Below are 1,396 nucleotides of genomic sequence, written 5' to 3' on the forward strand. Positions count from 1 at the left end.
GCTAGCTCATAAGCGGGTCCCTCGCGCAGTCGCGGTAGTGGTTCATCTGGAATCTGTGTTCTCGCACATTCCGCGTGAGTGACAAGGCGCTCATTCTTCCGGCGGCGCTGCGCGCGCCGTCGCGGTCGTTCATTTACCCCGTTCGCTTCGTTTTCGTTCGGCGTTTCCCTACCGCTGTAGTCCTCGCATTCGGGTGATGCTTGGGAAATTTCAGAAATGTTGGAGGTGCACGGTTTTTAGCCTGGGCAGGTGATCACTCGTCGATCGATGCGTTCTAGACTCAATTTGCCGTCGAGACAACGACGGTCAGGCTTGGCGGCCTGTGTGTAGAGTAGAACCCGTGCGCCTGCTCAGTCAGACGTGCGTTAGCCTTCGCGCGCTATCTTTTTATGGGCGGGCCGTGGCAAGGAGACCTTCGGGTCTGCCGGTTCTGGTTCTACGCCGGCCGCCAACCTTGTCACTGTGCCCGCTCACCACCGCTTAATCGCGTGTGTGGGCGATCGAATACGTTTCAGGGAGATCGCGCCATGAGTAAAACCGCCAAGCATTCACGCACCACGTCGCGCGCACCCGTTGACGCACTTCAATACGAAAAACTCGCCTTATCTGCCTTTGGACTGCTTGAACGGCAGCTAAGCCAACTGGACAAGTTGGTCACACTCGCGGCCTCAATAGTTCGGAGTCCGGCCGTGACACGGGAAGAAAGACACCGGCAACGGAAATTGCTGGAACTGCTGTTGGACACCGTCGAGGACTACCAACGCGAAGTCGAGATTGACCGCGAGTTATACCAGGTCATCGCACTCGATGCGAAGGGAATTCCGCAGAGCCGCATCACGGCGCGCCACGCAGCGGACCTTCCGGCGAAGGCTACGCGGACAGCGATGGATAGCCGCGAACGTATCGGCGCGGCGAGGGGGACACAGAACATGCAGATGCAATTCAAAACGATCTCGCGTCGCACAGCGATCGCACACTGACCGTGAGCCGTGAGCCGTGAGCCGTGAGCCGTGAGCCGTGGCATCGCGCCGCGGCGACCGCGAATGCACCGAGTCAGCTCTAACGTTTTCCCGACGCAACCACGCTTAAAGAACCGGAAGCCTTTATCGGCACTTCGCCGAGCCGAAGCCGGCGGCCCCACCGCGCACAGCGAAACCCACGGATTTTAAGCAGACCGTTCCGGCGCGCGCATCGCGCGGGGCGGGAAGAATGAGCGCCTTGTCACTGAGGCAGAATGTGCGAGAACACAGATTCCAGATGCACCACTACCGCGACTGCGCGGGGGACCCGCTTAAGAATTAGCGGTGTGAGCCGCTTTCTTTTGCCTACTTTTCTTTGCGGCCGGCAAAGAAAAGTAGGTGCCGCCCCGCACAGCAATGCTCTCAACTTAAGCCCC

At 59.4% G+C, this 1,396-nt stretch carries 1 protein-coding gene; it reads left to right on the forward strand.

The window, feature by feature from the left end:
* The first annotated feature begins 527 nt into the window (after positions 1-527).
* Positions 528-980, forward strand: a complete 453-nt coding sequence (locus P0D96_RS47925; RefSeq protein WP_408321321.1) for a hypothetical protein — start codon at positions 528-530, stop codon at positions 978-980.
* Positions 981-1,396 lie beyond the last annotated feature (416 nt).

The sequence above is a fragment of the Paraburkholderia sp. RL17-347-BIC-D genome (assembly GCF_046027915.1).
Lineage (GTDB): Bacteria > Pseudomonadota > Gammaproteobacteria > Burkholderiales > Burkholderiaceae > Paraburkholderia.

What these genes read in the sequence shown, in the direction of transcription:
- P0D96_RS47925 (WP_408321321.1), top strand. Translation starts at nt 528, where the DNA reads ATGAGTAAAACCGCCAAGCATTCACGCACCACGTCGCGCGCACCCGTT.